Source organism: Kitasatospora sp. NPDC001225 (assembly GCF_053597855.1).
In genome coordinates, this window is record NZ_JBSFJC010000046.1 from 23,379 (window position 1) to 43,473 (window position 20,095).

The following is a 20,095-nucleotide window of genomic DNA, read 5'->3' on the forward strand; positions in this document are numbered from 1 at the left end:
CGGCCTCGATCAGGATCTGGACCTGTTCCGGCGCTGCCACCGGTGCGGAGAGTCCGGTGGGTGCCTCGGCGGTCAGGCGCAGCAGCGAGCCGTCGTACACGCTTCCCCAGCGGCGCGGCGGTAGGTCACCGGCCGGGGTGAGGGCGACCATTCTCGGCCCCGTCGCCTAGCCGGGCCGCCTTTCCCGATCGTGCCGCCAGCCCCGGCCCGCCCGCTGGAGGAGAAGGCTGATCGGCGCGAGATCGCTGATGACCAGGTCGAGGTCCAGGTCGAGGGACTGCTCCACCACCTGCGTTCCCACGATCACCAGCCCGCCCTCCGGGCGTTGACCGTCGCGGCCGACGTACTTCTCGAGAATGTCGGTGTGCTCCAGCCGCTGCCACAGGGGCAACCGGGCAGTGATGATCATGGTGGATCGCGCTGTCCTCGGCCATCGGTTGCTGACCGGCGTCTCGCGTCGGCACCTGGCCGATCTGATCGTCGAACTCGCCTCGCTTTGGCGAGCGGTGGTGGAGGGTAGGCGGCATACGGTCCGCGGTGGTGTGCGCCGCCGAGTCGCGGGTGCGGGCGCCGAGCACCGCCTGGGCGGTTCACTCAGGCGACCACTGCGGGGCTCTCGACGGTGCTGCTGACCTCCGCGCCGGCCGGAATACCGATCAGCCGCCCGCTGAACCGGCGCGGCCCGATGACGGCAGGCTCCGCTGCTTGGCGGGCACAGGTGACACCTCGCCTGATGGGCGCAGTGCCGGTAAGAGATCGAACCTGCCGGGTCGGGAGCCGCGAGCTATGGCTACTGAGAGTAGCGAGATGGCGTACTGCCCAATGCTGGCAGGGGCAAGAAGGCGTCATCGCGAGTTCGATCTACCCCTGCTCATTTCACACTCATTTCACATCGCGAGCCCCAGAGGTACTGCAGCCGACCCCCCGCTGCGCGTTTCCGCAGGTCAGGGCCTTGCCTGACCTGCGGAAACGATGAGAGATCAAACTGTATTTCCGCAGGTCAGAGGGGGTCCTACAGGTCGTAGTAGAGCTCGAACTCGTGGGGGTGGGGGCGGAGGGCGATCGGGGCGATCTCGTTGGTGCGCTTGTAGTCGATCCAGGTCTCGATGAGGTCCGGGGTGAAGACGTTGCCGGCGAGGAGGTACTCGTGGTCGGCTTCCAGGGCCTCCAGGACGGCGGGGAGGGAGGAGGGGACCTGGGGGACGTTGGCGTGCTCCTCGGGGGCCAGCTCGTAGAGGTCCTTGTCGACGGGCTCCAGCGGCTCGATCTTGTTGCGGATGCCGTCGAGGCCGGCCATCAGCATGGCGGCGAAGGCCAGGTAGGGGTTGGAGGCCGGGTCCGGGGCGCGGAACTCGATGCGCTTGGCCTTGGCGTTGGAGCCGGTGATCGGGATGCGGATCGCGGCGGAGCGGTTGCGCTGCGAGTAGACCAGGTTGACCGGCGCTTCGAAGCCCGGCACCAGGCGGTGGTAGGAGTTCACCGAGGGGTTGGTGAAGGCCAGCAGCGAGGGGGCGTGCCGCAGCAGGCCGCCGATGTAGTAGCGGGCGGTGTCGGAGAGTCCGGCGTAGCCCTGCTCGTCGTAGAAGAGCGGCGAGCCCTCGGTCCACAGGGACTGGTGGACGTGCATGCCGGAGCCGTTGTCGCCGAAGATCGGCTTCGGCATGAAGGTGGCGGTCTTGCCGTTCCGCCAGGCGACGTTCTTGATGATGTACTTGAACAGCATCAGGTCGTCGGCGGCGTGCAGCAGGGTGTTGAACTTGTAGTTGATCTCGGCCTGGCCGGCGGTGCCGACCTCGTGGTGCTGGCGCTCGACCTCCAGTCCGGCCTTGGCGAGCTCCAGCGACATCTCGGCGCGCAGGTCGGCGAAGTGGTCGACCGGCGGGACGGGGAAGTAGCCGCCCTTGTACTTGACCTTGTAGCCGCGCACGTCGCCCTCGGCGGCGCCGCTGTTCCAGGCGCCGGCCTCCGAGTCGATGTGGTAGAAGGACGCGTTGGCGCTGGTCTCGAAGCGGACCGAGTCGAAGACGTAGAACTCGGCCTCGGGCCCGAAGTACGCGGTGTCGGCGATGCCGGAGGAGGCCAGGTAGGCCTCGGCCTTCCTGGCGACGTTGCGCGGGTCGCGGCTGTAGGCCTCGCCGGTGACCGGGTCCTGGATGAAGAAGTTGATGTTGAGGTGCTTCTCGGCCCGGAAGGGGTCGAGGCGGGCGGTGGCGAGGTCCGGCACCAGGGCCATGTCGGACTCGTGGATGGCCTGGAAGCCGCGGATCGACGAGCCGTCGAACATCAGGATCTCGGACGGGTCGAAGGTCGCCGCAGGTACGGAGAAGTGCTGCAAGACGCCCGGCAGGTCGCAGAACCGGACGTCGACGAACTTCACGTCGTTGTCCTGGATGTACTGCTTCACTTCGGCGGCGTTGTTGAACATCCATCCTCCTCGGCGTGCGAATTGGGCTCACCATAGGAATGGGTCGTTTCCAGCCGGTGACCCGCTCGTTTCCTAGATGTTAACCACGGTCGCCTCGCGGGCGGCAAAGATGTACGGGACGGTACAAATCACCCCGCCCAGCTGCGCACCCTTCCGCAAGTGGTCTGGACCACTTGGAAGGGCGCCGGGATGACGATTCACCCGGTCGGGGGTGATGCCCCGGCCGGAGGGGAGCCGGTGGCGGTGCGACCCGTCAGCCCGGTTAGTGTGGATTCGTGGACACCAGAGAAGCGTTGGGATCGTGGATCGACGGCCCCCGGGCGGCCGCCGAGAAGATGGGCGCCGACTTCGGCCACCGCGGCGAGCGCCTCGGGCTGCCCAAGGAGGGCCCCGGCTCGATTGCCGGCCCCGGCCGCCGGATCGGCGCGCTGTTCGTGGACGGCTGGCTCGTCGCCCTGATCTCGTACGGGCTGATCGCCCGCGGCGACCAGGCCGAGGCCAACCTGTGGACCAGCCCGCTGTACTTCCTCGTCGCGGCCCTGATGCTGTCCACCACCGGCACGACGGTCGGCAAGCGGCTGTTCGGCCTCCGGGTGGTCCGGCTGGACGGCCGCCGCGCGACCATCCCGCAGGTCCTGCTGCGCACCCTGCTGCTCTGCCTGGTGGTGCCGCCGCTGGTCTGGGACCGCGACACCCGCGGCCTGCACGACAAGGCGGTCGGCACCGTCGAGGTCCGCATCTAGCACGGTCCGGACAAGCCCGGCAGCAGATGCCGGACGACGCCGAAACGGCCCCGCTGAGGATTCAGCGGGGCCGTTCTCGTGTCGTGAGGGGCGGGGGAGGGTCAGCGGGCCTGGCCGCCCTTGGGCATCCGGGCGCCCTTCGGCATCGGACCCTTGGGGATCGGCGCCTTGGAGAGCAGGTCGCCCAGCGCGCGCAGGCGGTCGTTGGTCTCGGTGACCTGGGCGGCGGTGATGGCGCGGGGCAGGCGCATCAGGTGGATCTGGAGCTTCTTCAGCGGGATCTCGCCCTCGCCGTTGCCCACCACGATGTCGTGCACCGGCACGTCGCCGACCACGCGGGCCATCTTCTTCTTCTCGGAGGCCAGCAGCTGGCGGACCCGGTTCGGGTTGCCCTCGCCGATCAGCGCGATGCCGGCCCGGCCCACGGCGCGGTAGACCGCGTCCTGGCTACGGGTGACCGCGACCGGGGTGCTGTTGGAGCTCCAGCCGCGCCGGATGTTGTTCAGCACCGCCGCGACGGCGCCCGGCTGCCCCTCCATCTGCCCGAACGCGGCGCGCTCGGCCCGGCGCCCGAAGACGATCGCCATGGCCAGCACGGCCACGATGAAGCCCAGGATGCCCAGGTAGACGGGATGCTCGATCGCGAAGCCGATGGCGAGGAACACGCCGAAGGTCAGCAGGCCGACGCCGGCGATGATCAGGCCGATCTTGGTGTCGACCTTCTTGGTCATGGTGTACGCCAGACGGATCTGCTTCAGCCGTCCGGGGTTCTCGGATGTTTCCCTCGCCATAACGCTCATGGTACGTGGCACGGGTACGGGATATCCAAGCCCGGGTACCCGTTCGCCCCAACCGTGACCCGTGCGCCGGTGCACCGTCGCGCACAGCGACGCCGGGGGCTCACTTCCGTGGCGTGGAACGGGTCCGTGGCGCGGGACGGCCCGGGGGCGTGGAGAGGGGCTGCGGCGTGGTCCGGGCCGCCTCCGCGTCGTCGTGCCGGCGGTCCGCCGCGTACCGGCGGTTCTCGCACACCGCCGCCCACGCGTTGCGGCGCGCGTGCTGTTGGCCGGGGGCCAGCAGGACGCTCTCGGCGTACCGCAGTGCCACTCCGACCGATCGGATCCGCATCCGCATGCCGAACAGCTCCTCTCCGGGCTGATGGGGGCCGAGCCGGCCGAGCCGGGTGAGACGGCCGTGGTGGCCGAGCCGGCCGAGGTGGCCGAGAAGAATCGAACGCTCACCAGGCGTCCAGCGTCCCCACCCCGTGTTACCAGCCCGTGACCAGGCCGTCAAAGCGTGGTGAAACCGAAAGGGCGGAGCCGAAGCTCCGCCCTTTCCCTGGCTCGAACAGCACGGCCGGACCGAACGGTCCGACCGGCCCGATCAGACCGTACCGGTCAGGAGACCGTCAGACCGCGGCCTGCTCGCGCCGCTCCAGCGCCTGCCGGTACAGCCGACCGGCCCGGTACGAGGACCGCACCAGCGGGCCCGACATGACGCCCGCGAAGCCCAGCTCCTCGGCCTCCTGCTGGAGCTCGACGAACTCCTGCGGCTTCACCCAGCGCTCCACCGGGTGGTGGCGCAGCGAGGGGCGCAGGTACTGGGTGATGGTGATCAGCTCGCAGCCGGCGCCGACCAGGTCGGCCAGCGCCTGGCTGACCTCCTCGCGGGTCTCGCCCATGCCGAGGATCAGGTTGGACTTGGTCACCAGCCCGGCCGCGCGGGCCTGGGTGATGACGTCCAGCGAGCGCTCGTAGCGGAAGGCCGGGCGGATCCGCTTGAAGATCCGCGGCACCGTCTCGACGTTGTGCGCGAGCACCTCGGGGCGGGAGGAGAAGACCTCGGCCAGCTGCTCGGGCACCGCGTTGAAGTCGGGGATGAGCAGCTCGACGCCGGTGCGGCCGGCCGCGCGGTCGGCGGTCATCGCGTGCACCTGGCGCACGGTCTCGGCGTACAGCCAGGCGCCGCCGTCCTCCAGGTCGTCGCGGGCGACGCCGGTGATGGTGGCGTAGTTGAGGTCCATGGTGACGATGGACTCGGCGACCCGGCGCGGCTCGTCGCGGTCGAACTCGGCGGGCTTGCCGGTGTCGATCTGACAGAAGTCGCAGCGGCGGGTGCACTGGTCACCGCCGATGAGGAAGGTCGCCTCGCGGTCCTCCCAGCACTCGAAGATGTTGGGGCAGCCGGCCTCCTGGCAGACCGTGTGCAGCCCCTCCTTCTTCACCAGCGACTGGAGGGCGTTGTACTCCGGGCCCATCTTCGCGCGGGTCTTGATCCACTCGGGCTTCCGCTCGATGGGGGTCTCGCTGTTGCGGACCTCCAGGCGGAGCAGCTTCCTGCCGTCGGGCGCGACAGCGGACACGTGCGACTCCTAGAACTAGACGGGGTACCCCCAGGGTACGCCTGTGGTTGTACGGCCTTCGTCGGGCCTGTTGCCCTGCAATCGCAGGGCAACATGGCTACCGGTCGGTAGATTCCCAGCGGCCGCCGGGATTTCCGACGGCCGTCAGGACAGCGGGGCGGACGGCTGCCGGGGCGGACGGCCGTCAGGACACATCAGGGCAGGTGTCCGGCGGTGCGCCGGAGCCGGGCGGCGGGGCTCAGCGGCTGAGCGCCGGCTCCGGCAGCTCGGCGAGGACGGCCGCCAGGTGCCGCTCGACCACCGGTGCCGCCTCGGCGGCGGACAGTCCGCGCCGCAGCTCGCCGGTGAGCGAGGCGACGCCCGCGTCCCGGATGCCGCACGGCACGATCTTGTCGAACCAGGTCATGTCCGGGTCGCAGTTGAGCGCGAAGCCGTGCATCGTGACCCCGCGGGCGACCCGCACGCCGATCGCGGCGAGCTTGCGGTCGTCCCCGCGCTGGCCGGCGTTGGAGGGCGCGTACTCGGGGCCGGCCAGGCGCGGGTCGATGCCCAGCGGCAGGCCCATCCGCAGGGTCAGCTTGCCGATGTCCACGACCTGCGCCGGGTCCACCACGGCGTCCGGGATGGACTCGCCCAGCACCCAGACCCCGCTGCGGCCCTCGACCCGGGTGGAGTCGATGCCGAACTCGCCGGCGGTGCGGATCAGCGCCTCCTCCAGCCGGCGGACGTAGGCGATGACGTCGATCGGGTCGGGCAGCTTGACGATCGGGTAGCCGACCAGCTGGCCGGGGCCGTGCCAGGTGATCTCCCCGCCGCGGTTGACCTCGACCACCGGGGTGCCGTCCAGCGGCAGGTCGGCGGGGTTGGTGCGCTTGCCCATGGTGTACACCGACTGGTGCTCCAGGAGCAGGACGGTGTCGGGGATCTCGTCCGCGACCCGCAGCGCGTGCAGCCGCTGCTGCTCCTCCCAGGCCTCCTGGTAGGGCACGGTCCGCTCACCTATGCCCATGCGAACAAAACGCACGTTCTCGCTCACCGCTGCCGCTCCTTGCCAGGCGTTCGAGACCAACCTCGCCACTGTACGCCCAGCCCGTCCGAACCCCTTCAGCCGCCTGCGGGCAGCGGCCCGACCCGAGCCCTGCCCCGCCCAGCAGCCCTGCTCAGCCGCCCCGCCCCGCTCAGCCCCCCGCGAGCAGCTGGAGCCGCAGCGCGAGCTGGAGCTCCAGCGACCGCTCCGGCTGGTTCCAGTCCCGCCCGAGCAGCGCCTCGACCCGGTCCAGCCGCTGGACCACGGTGTTCACGTGGACGTGCAGCTCGTCCTTGGCCCTGGTCAGGCTGCCGCCGCAGTCGAAGTAGGCGCGCAGGGTGCGGACCAGCTCGGTGCCGCGCCGGGCGTCGTAGGCCAGCAGCGGGCCGAGCGTCGCGCCGACGAAGCCGTCCACGTCGTGGCCGTCGCCGAGCAGCACGCCGAGGAAGCCGAGCGCCCGGGCGGAGGCGCCCTCCCCGGCCCGGCCGAGCACCCGCAGGGCCCGGAGGCAGCGCAGGCCCTCGCCGTAGGAGGCGGCCAGCGCGGACGGCCCGGCGGCCGGGCGGCCCGCGCCGACGGTGACCGGGAACCCGGCCAGCCGGGCCAGCCGTTCGGCGGCCTGCCGGGCGGTCTCCTCGGGATCGCCGGCGCCGACCGCGCCGCCGCTGCCACTGCCGCCGCTGCCGCTCTCGACGGGCGTCAGCAGCACCACCGTCTCGGCGTGCTCGGCGCTGACGCCCCGGGAGCCGAACAGGTAGCGCCGGGCCGCCCCGGCCAGCCGTCCGCGCTCGTCGGTCTTCCCGTCGGCCGGCTCCGCGACCAGCACCAGGTGCGGCCGGGCGAGGTCGACGCCGAGCCGGCGGCCGCGGGCGGTGAGCCCGGCCGGGTCGCGCTCGGGGGCGGTCAGCAGGTCGGTGAGCAGGTCGCCGCGGATCCGGTTCTCGGTCTCGGCGACGGAGCGGCGCAGCAGCAGGAGCAGGGCGGTGACCACGCTGGCCCGCTCGAACAGCCGCCGGTCGGCGTCGTCGAGGTCGGGGCGGCCGCGCAGCACCATGGTGCCGAGCGCGTCGTGCCCGGCCAGCACCGCGCAGACCCACTGCTCGCGGTGCCGTACGGACCGGCCCTCGGCGCGGGAGGCGGCGACCGCCTCGGCGAGTTCGGCGGCGGGGGCGGAGCGTCCGGCCAGCGGCTCGCCCTCGGCGTCCAGGACCGCTATCTCCCCGCCCAGCAGGGCGGCGACGGCGGCGGCGACGTCCGGCACCTCGGCGCCGCGCAGCACCAGGTCGGTGAGCCGGTCGTGGGCCTGCTCGGCGCGCTGGACAGCGGCGGAGTGGGCCCGGACCAGCTCGTTGGCGGCGTTCAGCTCGGCGAGCGCGGCCCGGGTGTCGGCCAGCGACTTGGCGGTGTCCAGGGCGATCGCGGCGTGCGCGGCCAGCGAGCAGAGCAGCGCGACCTCGTCGGGGGAGAAGGCGCGCGGCGAGCGGTCGGCGGCGAACAGGACGCCGATGACCTGCCCGCCGAGCAGCAGCGGCACCCCGATGATCGCCACCAAGCCCTCGTCCAGCACGCCCGCGTCGATCGTGCCGGTGTGGTGGAAGCGCTCGTCGGTGCGGTAGTCGGGGGTGGCGTACGGGCGGGCGGTCTGGGCGACCAGCCCGCCCAGGCCGTGGCCGAGGCTGAGCCGCAGGGTCTGGAACAGGACGGAGACCGAGCCGTCGGTGACCCGCATGTAGGTGTCCCCGGCGGCCTCGTCCGGCAGGGTCAGGTAGGCGGTGTCGGTGCCGAGCAGCATCCGGGCCCGGCGGACGATCGCCTGGAGCACGGTGTCCAGGTCCCGGGAGGCGGCGAGGTCCCCGGCGGTGTCGAACAGGGCGGTCAACTCGGTTTCGCGGCGCCGGTGTTGACGCAGGGTGCGGTGGACCCGCAGGGCCTGCCAGGTGGCGTCGTCGATCTCGGCGAGGACGGCGGCCGGCGCCCCGCGGCGGCGGGCGTCGGCCAGCACGTCGGCGAAGTCCTCGGTGGCGGCGCCGGAGGCGAGCAGGTCGAGCAGTCGCCGCAGCGCGGGCGCGGCGCTTTCCTGAGGGTGGTTCATGGTGCGTGCTGCCAATCGGCGTCGGTTCCGTCGGTTCCGAGAAAGCGCGATCGTACCGGCTCGGCCCTCAGACGACGGCGGGCCTTCCGGCCGCGGCGGCGTCCGGCTCCGGGCCGTCCTGGCCGGCCTGCCCCTCGACCTCCGCGAGGTCCAGGCCCCTGGTCTCCCGGCCGCAGAGCACCGCCAGGACGGTGACCGCCGCCGCGATGGCGACGTACACCGCGATGGGGGTGGCGCTGCCGTAGTCCTTGAGCAGCGCGGTGGCGATCAGCGGCGCCGGGGCGCCGGCCGCCACGGAGGAGAACTGGGCCCCGATCGAGGCGCCCGAGTACCGCATCCGGGTCGCGAACAGCTCGGAGAAGAAGGCGGCCTGGGGCGCGTACATGGCGCTGTGGAAGACCAGTCCGACGGTCACGGCGGCGAGCAGCGAGCCGAAGGACCTCGTGTCGACCAGGCCGAAGAAGACGAAGGCCCAGGCGCCCACCCCGACCGCGCCCACCAGGTAGACCGGCCTGCGCCCGACCCGGTCGGACAGCGCGCCGAACAGCGGGATCAGCGCGAACTGGATCGCGGAGGCGACCAGCACGGCGTTCAGCGCGGTCTGCTTGGAGAAGTGGGCGTGGTTGACGGCGTACACGAGCACGAACGTCGTCATCACGTAATAGGAGATGTTCTCCGCCATCCGCGCGCCCATGGCCACCAGCACCTCCCGCCAGTGGTTCCGCAACACCTCGACCAGCGGCGGCCGTTCGGGAGCCCTCCGGGACTGCTGCGCCGCCAGCGCCTGCTTGAACAGCGGCGACTCGTCCACCGCGAGCCGGATCCACATCCCGACCGCGACCAGCACCGCCGACAGCAGGAACGGCACCCGCCAGCCCCAGGCCAGGAACGCCGCGTCCGACTGCACCGCCGTCATCAGCGACAGCACGCCGGCCGCCAGCAGGTTCCCGGCCGGCGCCCCGCCCTGCGGCCAGGACGCCCAGAAGCCCCGTCGCCGCTGGTCCCCGTGTTCCGACACCAGCAGCACCGCGCCGCCCCACTCGCCGCCGAGCGCGAAGCCCTGCACCAGCCGCAGCACCGTCAGCAGCACCGGCGCAGCGACCCCGATCGAGTCGTAGGTCGGCAGCAGCCCGATCGCCGTGGTCGACCCGCCCATCAGCAGCAGGCTCACCACCAGCAGCTTCTTCCGGCCCACCCGGTCCCCGAAGTGCCCGAACACCAGCGCCCCGAGCGGCCGCGCCGCGAAGCCGATCGCGTAGGTCAGGAAGGAGAGCAGCGTCCCGGTCAGCGGATCGCTGTGCGGGAAGAACAGCTTCCCGAACACCAGGGCCGCCGCCGTTCCGTACAGGAAGTAGTCGTACCACTCGATCGTCGTGCCGATCAGGCTCGCAGCCACCACTCTCGGGAGTGAACTGCTCGCCGCCGTACCTCGTGCGGAGGTGCTCATGGCCACCACTTCCAGAACCAGGGGGGAGACGATGTCGCCACAAGGTAGGAAGCGGCCGACCCCGGGACTATGTGGGCGGCCCACACAGTCCCGGGGTCGAATGTGCCCGCTCTCCCTATGAGAGGGATGGCCGGACCACGGAGCGCCCGCCGCTCAGTGCGCCGTCCAGCCGCCGTCGACGGGGAGGCTGGCGCCGGTGATGTACGAGGAGGCGGGGGAGCAGAGCCAGAGGGCGAGCTGGGCGACCTCGTCGGGTTCGATGAGGCGCTTCACGGCGGTGCGGTCGAGCATGATCCGCTCGACCACCTCGTCCTCGGGGATGCCGTGGGCGAGTGCCTGGGCGGCGATCTGCTTCTCCACCAGGGGCGTCCGGACGTAGCCCGGGTTGACGCAGTTGCTGGTGACGCCGTACGGCGCGCCCTCCAGGGCGACGGTCTTGCTCAGGCCCTCCAGCGCGTGCTTCGCGGTGACGTACGCGGACTTGAACGCGCTGGCGCGCAGGCCGTGGACGGAGGAGATGTTGACGACCCGGCCCCACCCCTGCTCGTACATGTGCGGCAGGGTGCGGCGCAGGATGCGGAAGGGGGCCTCGACCATGACGCGCTGGATGAGGGTGAAGCGGTCGGGCGGGAACTCGTGCACGGGGGCGACGTGCTGGAGGCCCGCGTTGTTGACGACGATGTCGGCGTCGTCCGGGAGGGCGTCCACGGCCCCGGGGTCGGCGAGGTCGGTGACGATCGCGCGGCCGCCGATCCGCTCGGCGAGCTCCTCGGCCGGGCCGGCCGCGAGGTCGACGACGTAGACCCGGGCGCCGGCCCCGGCGAAGGCCTCGGCGCAGGCCCGGCCGATGCCCGAGGCGGCCCCGGTGACCATGGCCGTGCGCCCGGCGAGCGGGCGGGCAGTAGAGGTGTCCATGGCCCAGAACGGTAGGAATCCGGCGGCCCCGCTCCCATGTGGCGGACCGCCACAGCATCCCGCCAGGTTGTGGCGTCGTCCGCCATGACGGCGACCCGCGGCCCGAACGGCGGATCGACCCTCGGAGAGGCCCTCGGGGAGGCCCCCGGAACCACCGACGGTTCGGCTACGGAAGACCAAACCCCTCCCGGCTCCGCTTCCCCACAATGGGCGCGGTTGCTTCACCCGTTCGGTGGATTGCTCGGTCAGATCCACCCATAGCGCCCGAATGCTCGCTACATTCACGCCGATTCCCGACAGGGGGCGCCGCCCCAGGCCGCCGAAGTGCTGGTGAGGCCCGGTGCGACGTCCGAGAGGTGTTGACAGACATGCCCCAACGGCCTGCAACCGACAGCCCGGCGTACGGACCGCTCGACCCGCTCGGCCAGCACCGAGGTCCGGTCGGCCGGACCCTTCCGGACGCCCCCGACGCACTGACCGCCGACGCCATGACCGCCGACACGCTGACGGCCGACGCCATGACCGCCGACGCGTCGACCACCGACACGTTGACCGCCGACGCCCCGGACGCCGACGACCTGCGGCTGCCGGTGCAGGCCACACCCGACCGGCACGAGAACCCCGTCGCGCCCGCCCCGGCCCGCGGCGCCGGCCACTCCGGCCCGGCCCCGCAGAACGGCCAGCTCGCGGCGCTGATCGAGGAGGCCGGCTTCTCGCACGCGGGCCTGGCCCGCCGGGTCGACCAGCTCGGCCTGGAGCACGGCCTCGACCTGCGCTACGACAAGACCTCGGTCACCCGCTGGCTGCGCGGCCAGCAGCCGCGCGGGGCCACCCCGGCGCTGATCGCCGAGGTCTTCACCCGCCGGCTCGGCCGCCGCCTCACCGCCCAGGACCTCGGCCTGGACGCCTGCGCCCCGGTCTACGCGGGCCTGGAGTTCGCCGAGACGCCGCAGGAGGCGGTGGACATCGTGGCGAGCATGTGGCGCAAGGACAACGGCCCCCAGTCCGAGCTGCGCCGGATCGCCTTCACCCCGGCCGGCCTGGTCGTCCCCAGCCGGGACTGGCTGATCGGCCGCACCGACGAGCGGGTCGCCCGGGACGGCTCCACCCTGGCCCGGCCGGACACCGCCACCGGTCCACCCTCCGGCAGCGCCACCTCCGCGGCCATCACCGGCGCCCCGGCGCCGGGTGCGCCCGGCGCGTCCCCCGGGAGCCCGTTGCGCGGCCCGGCCCCCGGCGTCCCCGGGGCCCCCACCGCGCGCAGCACCGCCGGGACGACCGGCACCGCCCCCACCATCGGCCGGGTGCCGATCCAGAGCCGCCGGCCGCCGGTCGCCGTCGAGCCGCCGTACACCGACCCGGCCCGCGAGTCCCGCCCCACCCTGCGGGTCGGCCGCGGCGACATCGCCGCCATCCGGGCCGTCGGCGACCTCTTCCGCGCGCTCGACCACGCCTACGGCGGCGGCCACGCCCGCCAGGCGCTGGTCCGCTACCTGGAGAGCGAGGCCGAGCCGATGCTGCGCGGCCGCTACGGCGAGCAGATCGGCCGGGCGCTGTTCGGCGCCGTCGCCGACCTCACCAGGCTGGCCGGCTGGACGTCCTTCGACATCGCCGCGCACGGCCTCGCCCAGCGCTACTTCGTCCAGGCGCTGCGCCTCTCCCAGGCCGCCGGGGACCGCGCGCTCGGCGGCTACGTGCTGGTGACGATGAGCCAGCAGGCCGTCCACCTCGGCCACGGCCGGGAGGCGGTCCAGCTCGCCAGGGTCGCCCAGCAGGGCGTGGGCACCGCCGTGCCGCCGGTCGTCCAGTCGCTGATGCACGCCGCCGAGGCGCGCGGGCACGGCCTGCTGGGCGACGTCCGGTCCTGCACCACCGCCCTGGTGCGCGCCGAGCGCGCCCTGGCGGCGGCCCGGACGGGCGACGAACTGCCCTCCTGGGCGCGGTACTTCGACGAGGCCCAGCTCTCCGACGAGTTCGCCCACTGCTACCGCGACCTCCAGCAGTGGCGGACGGCCGCGCAGCACGCCGAGAAGTCGCTGCGGCTGCGCTCGCCCGCCTACGCCCGCAGCCGGATCTTCTGCCGCCTGGTGCTGGCCACCGCCCGGCTCGGCATGGGGGACCTCGACGAGGCGTGCACCATGGCCACCGACGCGCTGCGGGCGGCGGGGGAGATGCGCTCGGCCCGCTCGCTGGAGTACGTCCGGGACTTCCACCGCCGCCTCACCCCCTACCGCGGCAGCCCGGTGGCCCGCGCCTTCGAGGAGACGGCCCGGCAGGCGGGAGTGATCTGAGCGCGGAGGTGAACTGACCGGCGGAGTGCGTGGGGACGGGCCTCACGCACCCGGCGTACGGAGGCCCGGGCCTACCAGCTCTCGGCCCGGACCCTCGGCTGATCCGCGTCGGCCGCCACCGGCGGCCGCGCGCCGCCGCGCACCCGCTGCGCCGCCAGCGGGAACACCAGCACCGACAGCATCCCGGCGCCGACCAGCGCCGCCGCGGTGGAGGACGGCAGGTGTCCGGCGTCCACCTCGATGGTGGTGATCACCACGACCAGCGGCAGCGCCGTCGCCCCGTACAGCGCGAGCGCCGCGCGGTCGCGCAGGCCGAGCCCGGCCGGGGCGAGCAGTGCGGCGGGCAGCCCCCGCACGGCCAGGAAGAGCAGCAGGAACACCGGGACCAGCAGCAGCGTGCCCGGGTCGTCCAGCAGGGCGTCCAGGTCGAAGTTCATCCCGCTGACCACGAAGAACACCGGCACCAGGAAACCGAAGCCGATGCCCTCCAGCTTGGCCTCGATCACCTCCTCCTCGGCCTGCCGGACGCCGGCCAGCAGCAGCCGGGAGACGATCCCGGCGACGAAGGCCCCGAGCAGCATGTCGAGGTCCAGCCAGAGCGCGGCGGCGACCATGGCGGCCAGCACCAGGATCACCGCGCGGATGGCGAACTGTCCGGAGGTGCGCAGGGTCCGTTCGATCAGCCGGGTGGTCCAGGCCGGGCGGGGCCGGCGCGCGCCGAACACGGCGAGCGCGGTGATCACCGCGAAGGCCCCGAGGATGACCGCCGTGCGGGCCGGGGAGTTGCCGCTGAGCAGGGCGGCGATCGCGATGATCGGCCCGAACTCGCCGACCGCCCCGGTGGCCATCACCAGGGAGCCGAAGGGCGTGGGCAGTTCACCGGAGTCGCGGAGGATCGGCAGGATGGTGCCGAGCGCCGTGGTGGTGAGCACCAGCCCGGCGAAGGCGCCGTCCAGCGGGTCCCGGTTGACCAGCGCGCCCACGCCGAGCCCGACGGCCACCGAGACCAGCCACGCGGTGCCCGCCCGTTTCAGCGGGCCGCCGCGCAGCTTGGCGAAGTCGATCTCGTAGCCGGCCAGGAACATCAGCATGGCCAGGCCGAACTGGGAGAGCGCGTCGACCAGGCCGTCGACGTGCGCCCAGCCCAGGACGTCCGGGCCGATCAGGACGCCGAGCACGATCTCGAACACGACGGTCGGGACGGCGATCCACCGCAGCAGCCGGTCGGCGAGCAGCGGGGCGGCCACGGCTGCGGCGGGGATCAGGATCAGGGTCAGCGGCTGGGCGGCGGCGCTCACCGCGCAACCGGCCGAACGGTCGGAACCATCCGATGAACGGTCAGAGCAGGCACCCCGGCATCCTGGCACGCCGTCGGTCTGTCACCCCGGCAGACCGCTGGTGTGTCCCGGTGCCCCGATGCGCTCCGGTGGTGGCAACGGCCGCCCCTGCCGCCCCGCCGCTCGGACCGCCCCGACGGCCACCCGTGCCGCCGTCAGGCCGCCGCCTCCGCCTCCCGGGCGTCCGCCGGGACACCGAGGTCGCCCAGGACCGCCTGCGCCGCCCGCCGCCCGGAGACCAGCGCGCCCTGCACGGTGCTGGTGTCCCGGTGGTCCCCGGCGACGTACAGCCCGGCCAGCAGCCGCACCGGGCGGCGGGGGTTGTGCGGCGGCGGCATCGCGGGCAGCGCGTCCGGGACGTGCCGTACGCCGAGGAACTGCCAGCCCGAGGTCGGGACGTCGTACAGCTCGGTCAGCCGGGCCCGGACGGCCGGCTCCAGCCCGGCCGGGCCGCCCACGTCGAAGGCGCGCCGCCCGAGCACGGTGGTGGCGATCAGCGCCTGGCCGGCCGGGGCGTAGGACGGGTGCAGCTCGCTGAGCACCAGCGAGTGCGAGACCAGTGGCGGGTGCCCGTTCGGCCGGTCGCCGTCGAGCAGCAGGACGGCCTCGCCCAGCGGGGCGGTGTCGGCCGCGTGGTAGAAGGTCGTGACGGGGTGGAAGTCCGGCAGCCGCAGCCCGGGCAGCAGTCCGGTGGCGGAGCGGGCGTCGGTGGCGACGATGACGGCCTGGGCGCCGATCCGCCCGTGCGCGAGGGTCTCGACGCCGTCCGCGGCGATCGAGGTGACCTGCACCCGGGTGCGGACGGTTCCGGCGGGCAGGGCGGCGGCCAGCTGGGCCGGTACCGCCGCGATCCCGCCGGCGGGCAGACAGAGCCGCCCGCGCGCGTACGAGCGCAGCACCAGGTCGGCGATCCGGCTGCTGGTGCCGAGGGCCGGATCGGAGAGCAGCGCGCTGAGCAGCGGGCGCAGGAAGCCGTCCACGGTGCGCTGGGCGAGGCCGTGGCCGGCCAGTGCGCGGGCGGCGGTGGTCTCCGGGCGGGCCTGGAGCCGGCCGACCGGGGTGGTGGCGAGCCGGCCGAGCCGGCCGGCCAGCCGGGCCTTGTCCAGCGGGCTGCCGAGCGGGGCCCGGGCGGCGGCCTGCCGGGCGACGGCGAGCTGGGGGTCCCCGGCGCGGTACCGGCGGCCGGCGCTGTGCACCAGCACGCCGGGCGCGAGCGGGCGCAGGTCGAGGCGGTCGAGGTCGAGCGTGCGGCGCAGCTCGGGGAAGGCGGTGTTCAGCAGGTGACTGCCGTCGTCGAGCCGGAATCCGTCCTGTTCGCGGGTGGCCATCCGGCCGCCGATCCGGTCGGTGGTCTCCAGGACCTGGACGTCGAGGCCGTGGCCGGTGAGCGCGCGGGCGGCGGCCAGGCCCGCGAGTCCGGCGCCGACCACGACGACGTCCGGGTCGGACGGCCGGCGGGCGCGGCGGGTGAAGTCGTACGTGGGCACTGGGGTGCTCCCTCCCTGGTCCCGGGGCTCCGGCCGACGCAGGCAGCGGGGTGCCGGGACACGGTCCGTGGAGGGTGATGCCCAGTCAGTACGAGCATCAGACAAGCGCATCGGGCTGGATCCGAGGGCCGGGGAGGGTTGTGCGGCACCGGGCGGGGGCGCGGTCACGGACAGTGCGCCGTGGTGGCCGGGTTCGGGGGTCGGCGGGCGCGTACGGTCACCGGGGGCGTGCGACGCGCCCACCATGTGCTCCCGTGCGCCCCCTCCTCGGGCCCCCTCGGGCCCGGCCCGGCATATGCCGCTGGCCAGGGTGGATGCCTCGGTCGGAGTACGCACGGCTCCGCACGCCCCGCGCGCACACCCACGCGTCACATGCCCGCGCGCGCACCCATCCGTCACACCGCCGCGCGCACGCCCAGGCGTCGCGCCCCCGCGCGTACGCCCACCGGTCACATCGCCGCGAGCACCGCCGCACGCACGCCGGCCCGTCACATCGCCGCGAGCACCGCCGAGTACACGTCCGGGTGGGTGAAGCGGAAGCCCGCGTCCAGCAGCCGCCGCGGCACCACCCGGTGGCTGCCGACCACCTCGACCGCCAGCTCGCCCAGCACCGCCTTGAGCACCGCCTCCGGCACCGGGAACGGCGTCGGCCGCCGCAGCGCCCGCCCGAGCGCGGTGGTCAGCTCGGCGTTGGTCGCCGGGTTCGGCGCGGTGAGGTTGAAGGCGCCGGAGAGGCCGTCGTGGTCGATCAGGAACCGCAGCGCGGCCACCTCGTCGTGCAGCGAGATGAAGCTCCAGTACTGCCGCCCGTTGCCGAGCCGCCCGCCGAGGCCCAGCTTGAAGAGCGGGAAGAGCCGTCCGCCCGCCCCGCCGGACGCGGACAGGACCATCCCGGTGCGGGGGTGGACGACCCGGATCCCGGCCCGTTCGGCCGGCCTGGCGGCGTCCTCCCACTCCCGGCAGACCTCGGCCAGGAAGTCGTCCCCGGCGGGGGAGTCCTCGTCGATCACCCGGTCGCCGGTCTGTCCGTACCAGCCGACCGCGGAGGCGCTCACCAGGACCTGCGGCGGCTCCTTGAGCGCGGCCAGGGCGACGGCCAGCGTCTCGGTGCCGTACGCCCGGCTCTCCCGGATCTCCCGCTTGTAGGAGTCCGTCCAGCGGCGGTCGCCGACCCCGGCGCCGGCCAGGTGCACCACGGCCTGGACCCCGGTCAGCCCGTCCCGCTCGACCTCGCCGAGCAGCGGGTTCCAGCCGATCGCCGTGCTGCCGTCCGGCCGGGGGCCGGTCTTCGAGCGGTGCCGGACCAGCCGGACCACCTCGTGGCCGTCCGCCAGCAGGGAGCGGACGAGCGCCGAACCGATCAAACCCGTGGAACCCGTGACAGCGATGCGCATGCGCCCATCCTCGCAGCTCCCGCCCGCTCCCGCGGTGTTCCCGACCGCCCGTCACCTTCGCATGCGTCCCGTTAGCATGACGCGCATGCCTGACGACGATCTGATCATCCGTACGGCTCGGAGCGAGGACGAGCGCGAACTCGCCGTCCTCAACCACGCCGCCTGGTCCGTCCTGTCCGACGTCTCCCCGCGACCGCCCGTCGAGGACCCGGTCTTCGACGAGCGGCACCCGGCCGAGCAGTACCTGCTGGCCGTGCTGGACGGCCGGATCGTCGGCTACGTCCGTCAGGTCCCGGCCACCCCGCTGGCGAGCAACCGGCACGTCCGGCAGATCCAGGGCCTGGCCGTCGACGACACCGTCCGCGGCCGGGGCATCGGCCGCCGGCTGGTCGAGGCGGCCTGCGCGGCGGCCCGGGCCGAAGGCGCCCGCAAGCTGACCCTGCGGGTGCTCGGCTGGAACGCCCCGGCCCGTCGGCTCTACGAGAGCTGCGGCTTCGTCGTCGAGGGCTCGCTGGCCGAGGAGTTCCTCATCGACGGCCGGTACGTGGACGACGTCTGGATGGCCCGCCGCCTGGCCGACTGAGCCCCGGACGGTACCCCGCCGAGCCCGCCCGGGCCCGCGCCGAAGATCCGAACAGGCTTGCCGCGAGCGGATGTTCGGCGTTCCGGGCCGGTGCCGAGTCGTGACGGTTCCGCGCTGTCTGGACCGCCGCCGCGCCGGGTACCGTACGCCCGTGAGTAACTCGACGCCTCCCGGGTGGTACCCGGTCCCGGGTGCGGACGGCACCCCCGGTCACGAGCGCTGGTGGGACGGCAACGCCTGGAGCAGCGAGGTCCGACCGCTCCAGGACGGCGTCGCGGGCGGGCTCGCCGACGCCCCCACCCAGACCCGGCCGCCGTCCGACCAGCGGCCCGGCTACGGCTACCCCGGCGGCCCGGCGGCGCCCTACGGCCACCCGGGCCAGGACGCCCACCAGGCCCCGGCCTACGGCTACCCGGGCCAGGACGCCCACCAGCTCCCGCCCCACGGCTACCCGGGCCAGGACGCCTACCAGGCCCAGGGCCAGGCCCAGGGCGGCTACCCGGCCCAGGGCGCCTACCCCGGCCAGGGCCCCGGCTACGGCTACCCGGGCCCGGGCTACCCGCCGCCCCCGACGGCCAAGGCCAGGCCGCAGACCGGCCTGGTCATCGGCATCGCGGTCGCCGTGCTGGCCGTGGGCGGGATCGTCGCCGGGATCGCGTTCAGCGGCGGCGGCGACCGGAGGGCGGACCCGACCCCGGACCCCACGGTCACCGTGACCCAGAGCGGCAGCCCCACGTCGAGCCCCAGCCCCACCGTGCCCACGCCCACCCCCAAGCCCAAGCCCCTGCCGGTGGTCAAGAGCACCGTCCCCGACCCCCAGCACGCGATCACCGTGCCGGTCTTCGACGGCTGGGACGTGTCCACCGACCCGCCGCACTCGACGGTCTACCTCGGCACCGGCCGCTACAGCTGCCCGGACGGCAGCTCCTGCATCCGCGGCCAGTTCTCGGTCGAGAAGGACACCGTCCAGGGCACCACCCCCAAGGCGGCCGCCGACGCCCAGATCCCCGTCTACGCCGGGCAGATCTTCTCCGGGGTCAGCTCGCACACCGACGCGGGATCCGGGTACGTCAGGGTGGCCGGGGTGCTCGGCTACGCCACCCGCTGGCACATCCGCACCACGGACGGCACCCAGGGCTACGTCCTGCTGGCCGCCCTCCCGGCCAAGGGCGGCGGCTACGTGGTCATGGAGGGCGGCGTGGACGACAGCCCGGCCGCGCCGGACTTCTCGGCGCTGGACCAGATCCTCAACGGCATCCAGCAGGACAGCTCCTCCGGCAGCAGCACCTGACGAAACCGCGAGGGCCGGTCCGCCGGCCCGTCCGGTACGCCCTAATCCCCGTACCGCTCCCAGAGCTTGGGGTAGCGCTTGGCCATCACGTCCGGGTCGTCGAAGTCCAGCGCCGGCCCGGACGGCTGCTCGGCCTGCCGCCCGCCCACCTCGGGGAGCGGCAGCCCGGTCAGCCGCTCGTACGCCTCGTCGGCGGCGTAGCCGAGGTCCTCGGCGTCGCCGTCCTCCTCCTCGTCGAACTCCGGCAACAGGTCCGCCAGGTCGTCCGGTTCGGCCAGTCCGCCCTCGAAGACCTCGCGGCCCTGGCCGATCAGCCAGAAGCGGAAGTAGTCGAAGGAGTCGTCCGAGGCGCCGTCGAGCAGCAGGTAGGCCGCGCCCCACAGGTCGTTGCGGTAGGCGCGCCGGAACCGCGCCTGGAACAGCCGGGCGAAGTCGATCACGTCGTCCGGGGTCAGCTGGAGGAGCCGTTCCACCAGGAGGTCGGCCTGTTCGTCGGGGTCGCCGTCGGCGGCGTCCCGGGTGTCGTCGATGATCTGCCAGAAGTCCGTCTCGTCCATCACCGCTCAAGCATCCCCGTTCGGCCGCCTCCGCGCATGCCACGACTCGACACGGGCCCGTGCCCGGTGTGCCCGGGGTCCCGGAACCCGGTGCGCCCGGGGGCCGGGAACGGCGGAACCCCGCGCCGTCCGGGGACGACGCGG

The 20,095-nt window shown here is 73.6% G+C and carries 16 protein-coding genes; 4 read left to right on the top strand and 12 right to left on the bottom strand.

The genetic code is table 11. The features are described from left to right. Nucleotides 1–166: 166 nt before the first annotated feature. Nucleotides 167–409 (bottom strand): hypothetical protein, encoded by a 243-nt coding sequence (locus ACWDCZ_RS18120; protein WP_449816373.1) that lies wholly within the window; start codon nt 407–409, stop codon nt 167–169. Between the two features lie 603 nt (nt 410–1,012). Beyond that, on the bottom strand, nt 1,013–2,425 hold the full coding sequence (gene glnA, locus ACWDCZ_RS18125) for a type I glutamate--ammonia ligase (protein ID WP_049656821.1): 1,413 nt from the start codon (nt 2,423–2,425) through the stop codon (nt 1,013–1,015). A 275-nt stretch (nt 2,426–2,700) separates the two neighbouring features. On the opposite strand from glnA, the gene ACWDCZ_RS18130 reads away from it, so the two are divergent. Beyond that, nucleotides 2,701–3,168, top strand: a complete 468-nt coding sequence (locus tag ACWDCZ_RS18130; RefSeq protein ID WP_074000874.1) for an RDD family protein — start codon at nt 2,701–2,703, stop codon at nt 3,166–3,168. A gap of 101 nt (nt 3,169–3,269) precedes the next feature. Here ACWDCZ_RS18130 and ACWDCZ_RS18135 read toward each other — a convergent pair whose 3' ends face one another. The 6 genes from ACWDCZ_RS18135 to ACWDCZ_RS18160 all read right to left on the bottom strand — a co-directional run bounded on the left by ACWDCZ_RS18135 (nt 3,270) and on the right by ACWDCZ_RS18160 (nt 11,011). Continuing rightward, nucleotides 3,270–3,959, bottom strand: a complete 690-nt coding sequence (locus ACWDCZ_RS18135) for a DUF4191 domain-containing protein (RefSeq protein WP_049656816.1) — start codon at nt 3,957–3,959, stop codon at nt 3,270–3,272. A 617-nt stretch (nt 3,960–4,576) separates the two neighbouring features. Then, entirely contained in the window at nt 4,577–5,530 is a 954-nt protein-coding gene (lipA, locus tag ACWDCZ_RS18140; protein ID WP_049656812.1) for a lipoyl synthase, read from the bottom strand. Nucleotides 5,531–5,768: 238 nt separating this feature from the next. Beyond that, complete coding sequence (gene lipB, locus ACWDCZ_RS18145) at nt 5,769–6,539, bottom strand: lipoyl(octanoyl) transferase LipB (protein ID WP_049656811.1); 771 nt, start codon at nt 6,537–6,539, stop codon at nt 5,769–5,771. A gap of 169 nt (nt 6,540–6,708) precedes the next feature. Continuing rightward, entirely contained in the window at nt 6,709–8,649 is a 1,941-nt protein-coding gene (locus ACWDCZ_RS18150; protein WP_449816374.1) for a helix-turn-helix domain-containing protein, read from the bottom strand. A 67-nt stretch (nt 8,650–8,716) separates the two neighbouring features. Next, entirely contained in the window at nt 8,717–10,096 is a 1,380-nt protein-coding gene (locus ACWDCZ_RS18155; protein ID WP_449816375.1) for an MFS transporter, read from the bottom strand. A gap of 153 nt (nt 10,097–10,249) precedes the next feature. Further along, complete coding sequence (locus ACWDCZ_RS18160; protein WP_049659106.1) at nt 10,250–11,011, bottom strand: 3-hydroxybutyrate dehydrogenase; 762 nt, start codon at nt 11,009–11,011, stop codon at nt 10,250–10,252. 368 nt (nt 11,012–11,379) lie between these two features. On the opposite strand from ACWDCZ_RS18160, the gene ACWDCZ_RS18165 reads away from it, so the two are divergent. Next, entirely contained in the window at nt 11,380–13,302 is a 1,923-nt protein-coding gene (locus ACWDCZ_RS18165; RefSeq protein WP_449816376.1) for a regulator, read from the top strand. Between the two features lie 71 nt (nt 13,303–13,373). On the opposite strand, the gene ACWDCZ_RS18170 is transcribed toward ACWDCZ_RS18165, so the two are convergent. The 3 genes from ACWDCZ_RS18170 to ACWDCZ_RS18180 form a co-directional block, all read right to left on the bottom strand. After that, nucleotides 13,374–14,600, bottom strand: a complete 1,227-nt coding sequence (locus ACWDCZ_RS18170) for a cation:proton antiporter (protein WP_049659880.1) — start codon at nt 14,598–14,600, stop codon at nt 13,374–13,376. A 194-nt stretch (nt 14,601–14,794) separates the two neighbouring features. Next, the gene (locus ACWDCZ_RS18175) at nt 14,795–16,126 is read right to left on the bottom strand and encodes an FAD-dependent oxidoreductase (protein ID WP_074000878.1); all 1,332 of its coding nucleotides are present in this window, start codon (nt 16,124–16,126) and stop codon (nt 14,795–14,797) included. A 488-nt stretch (nt 16,127–16,614) separates the two neighbouring features. Then, nucleotides 16,615–17,520: a TIGR01777 family oxidoreductase gene (locus ACWDCZ_RS18180; RefSeq protein WP_375874027.1), complete on the bottom strand. Its 906-nt coding sequence runs from the start codon at nt 17,518–17,520 to the stop codon at nt 16,615–16,617. Between the two features lie 76 nt (nt 17,521–17,596). On the opposite strand from ACWDCZ_RS18180, the gene ACWDCZ_RS18185 reads away from it, so the two are divergent. Both ACWDCZ_RS18185 and ACWDCZ_RS18190 read left to right on the top strand, forming a co-directional pair. Further along, nucleotides 17,597–18,103, top strand: coding sequence for a GNAT family N-acetyltransferase (locus tag ACWDCZ_RS18185; protein WP_049658978.1), 507 nt, complete (start codon nt 17,597–17,599; stop codon nt 18,101–18,103). A 151-nt stretch (nt 18,104–18,254) separates the two neighbouring features. Next, nucleotides 18,255–19,394 carry a DUF2510 domain-containing protein gene (locus ACWDCZ_RS18190; protein WP_449816377.1) on the top strand — a complete coding sequence of 380 codons (1,140 nt, stop codon included), beginning with the start codon at nt 18,255–18,257 and terminating at the stop codon, nt 19,392–19,394. Nucleotides 19,395–19,435: 41 nt separating this feature from the next. Here ACWDCZ_RS18190 and ACWDCZ_RS18195 read toward each other — a convergent pair whose 3' ends face one another. Then, complete coding sequence (locus ACWDCZ_RS18195; RefSeq protein ID WP_049658975.1) at nt 19,436–19,951, bottom strand: DUF4240 domain-containing protein; 516 nt, start codon at nt 19,949–19,951, stop codon at nt 19,436–19,438. Nucleotides 19,952–20,095: the final 144 nt, after the last annotated feature.